The sequence below is a fragment of the Jatrophihabitans sp. genome (assembly GCF_051960575.1).
Taxonomy (GTDB): Bacteria; Actinomycetota; Actinomycetes; order Mycobacteriales; family Jatrophihabitantaceae; genus JBQCEE01.
Window position 1 is genome coordinate 1 of sequence record NZ_JBQCEE010000072.1, and the last position, 2,510, is coordinate 2,510.

The 2,510-nt window shown below is 68.7% G+C and carries 1 protein-coding gene and 2 pseudogenes; all 3 read left to right on the plus strand.

Annotation, left to right across the window (positions count from 1 at the left end; translation table 11 throughout):
- Window positions 1-326: pseudogene (locus ACTHMS_RS03570) on the plus strand (hypothetical protein); the annotation flags it as partial.
- Between the two features lie 100 nt (window positions 327-426).
- Window positions 427-1,431 (plus strand): type I glyceraldehyde-3-phosphate dehydrogenase, encoded by a 1,005-nt coding sequence (gene gap, locus ACTHMS_RS03575; RefSeq protein WP_440305301.1) that lies wholly within the window; start codon window positions 427-429, stop codon window positions 1,429-1,431.
- A gap of 62 nt (window positions 1,432-1,493) precedes the next feature.
- Window positions 1,494-2,510, plus strand: a pseudogene (locus tag ACTHMS_RS03580) (phosphoglycerate kinase); the annotation flags it as partial.

Genomic DNA, 2,510 nt, shown 5'->3' on the forward strand with positions numbered 1-2,510 from the left:
GCACCCACGCCCTGGCCAGCATCCGGCACACGGGGGCGATGCCGCCCACGACGCCGCCCACGCATCCGACGCCGCTCGACCTCACCCTTGCCAACGGGACGAAGTGCAGCCTGCGCGCAGGTGGCACCTCGGCGACGTTGCACCAGCACCCCAGCTGGCAGCTCTACTACTACTGCAACAGCGGCCAGGCGATCTGGGGCCCGCACCCGTACGGGGTCAACACCGCGCACGCGGTGTGGACGGTGCGGACGGCCAACTCGGACGGCACCGGCAGCGTCCGCACCCGCAACGTCGCCAAGGCCTGGTTCGTCGGCCGACACTCCTGACCCGTCCAGATACCAGCCGGTAGTGACGGACGTCCGACGGCCGCCGCCCGATTGGATAGGGTCGCACTGACGTGCAGGACCAGTGCGAGGAGCAAATGCAGTGACCGTACGCGTTGGCATCAACGGCTTCGGCCGGATCGGCCGCAACTTCTTCCGCGCCCTCACCGCAGCGGGTGCCGACATCGAACTCGTCGCCGCGAACGATCTCGGCGACAAGAAGACCATGGCGCACCTGCTCAAGTACGACACCATCCTCGGCCGCTTCCCGGCCGAGGTTCGCGCCACCGACGACGGCATCTCGGTCGGCGGGAAGGACATCAAGATCCTCGCCGAGCGCGACCCGGCGAACCTGCCGTGGGGCGACCTCGGCGTCGACGTCGTGATCGAGTCGACCGGGTTCTTCACCAAGGCCGCCGACGCCAGGAAGCACGTCGACGCCGGCGCGAAGAAGGTGATCATCTCCGCGCCCGCGAGCGACGAAGACGTCACGATCGTCATGGGTGTCAACGACGGCGACTACGACGCGGCCAAGCACACGATCATCTCGAACGCGTCGTGCACGACGAACTGCCTCGGCCCGCTGGCCAAGGTGCTCGACGACGCGTTCGGCGTCGAGCGCGGCCTGATGACGACGATCCACGCCTACACGCAGGACCAGAACCTGCAGGACGGCCCGCACAAGGACCTGCGCCGGGCCCGCGCCGCCGCGCTCAACATCGTCCCCACCAGCACGGGTGCGGCGAGGGCCATCGGCCTCGTGCTGCCGGGCCTGAAGGGCAAGCTCGACGGCTACGCGCTGCGGGTGCCCGTCCCGACCGGCTCGGCCACCGACCTCACCGTCACCACGGCCAAGGAGACGAGCGTCGACGAGGTGAAGGCCGCCTACCAAGCAGCCGCGGACGGCCCGCTCAAGGGCATCCTCACCTACACCGAGGACCCCATCGTGAGCTCTGACATCGTCACCGACCCGGCGTCGTGCATCTTCGACGCCGGCCTGACCAAGGTGATCGGCAACCAGGTCAAGGTCGTCGGCTGGTACGACAACGAGTGGGGCTACTCGAACCGCCTCGTCGACCTGACCGCGCTGGTCGGCGGCTCGCTGTAACCGATGAGAACCGGAACCAGGGTGCTCGTTGCACCGCAGGGCCTAGTTGATGGTGCGGTGAGGTGAGCGTGCGAACCCTCGACGAGCTGATCAAGCACGGGGTCAAGGGACGGCGCGTCCTGGTGCGCTCCGACCTCAACGTCCCGATCAAGGACGGCAGGGTCACCGACGACGGCCGCGTGCGCGCGTCGCTGCCGGTGCTGACCAAACTGCTCGACCACGACGCCCGCGTCATCGTCGCGGCGCACCTGGGTCGGCCCAAGGGCGCGCCCGACCCGGCGAATTCGCGCTCGACACCGTGGGGTCGAGCGCGCGCATGCTGGCGCAGGATCTGAAGGACGGCGAGATCCTGCTGCTCGAGAACGTGCGGTTCAACGCGGGCGAGACCAGCAAGGACGACCACGAGCGGCACGAGTTCGCGCGCTGCCTCGAGTTCCTCACCGGCGGCGACGATGACGGCGGCGTGTTCGTCGAGGACGCGTTCGGCGCGGTGCACCGCAAGCACGCCTCGGTCTACGACATCGCGACGCTGCTCCCTGCGTACTGCGGCGACCTCGTGCGCGACGAGGTCAAGGTGCTGCGCGAGCTCACCGGCGACACGAAGCGCCCGTACGTCGTCGTGCTCGGCGGCTCGAAGGTCAGCGACAAGCTCGCCGTCATCGAATCGCTGCTGCCGAAGGTCGACCGACTGCTGGTCGGCGGCGGCATGTGCTTCACGTTCCTCAAGGCGCAGGGCCACGAGGTCGGCGACTCGCTGCTCGAGGAGGACCAACTCGACAACTGTCGACGGTTCCTCGCCGAGAACGTCGGCAAGATCGTGCTGCCGAGCGACATCGTCGTCGCCAGCGAGATCAGTGACGACGCCGAGACCCAGATCGTGGCCGCCGACGCGATCCCGGCTGGGTCGAAGGGGCTCGACATCGGTCCCGAGACGGTGAAGTCGTTCACCGACGCCCTCCAGGATGCGCAGACGGTGTTCTGGAACGGCCCGATGGGCGTGTTCGAGGTCGCGCCGTTCGCTGCCGGCACGCGCGGCGTCGCCGAGGCGGTCGCCGGCGTCAACGGTCTGTCGGTTGTCG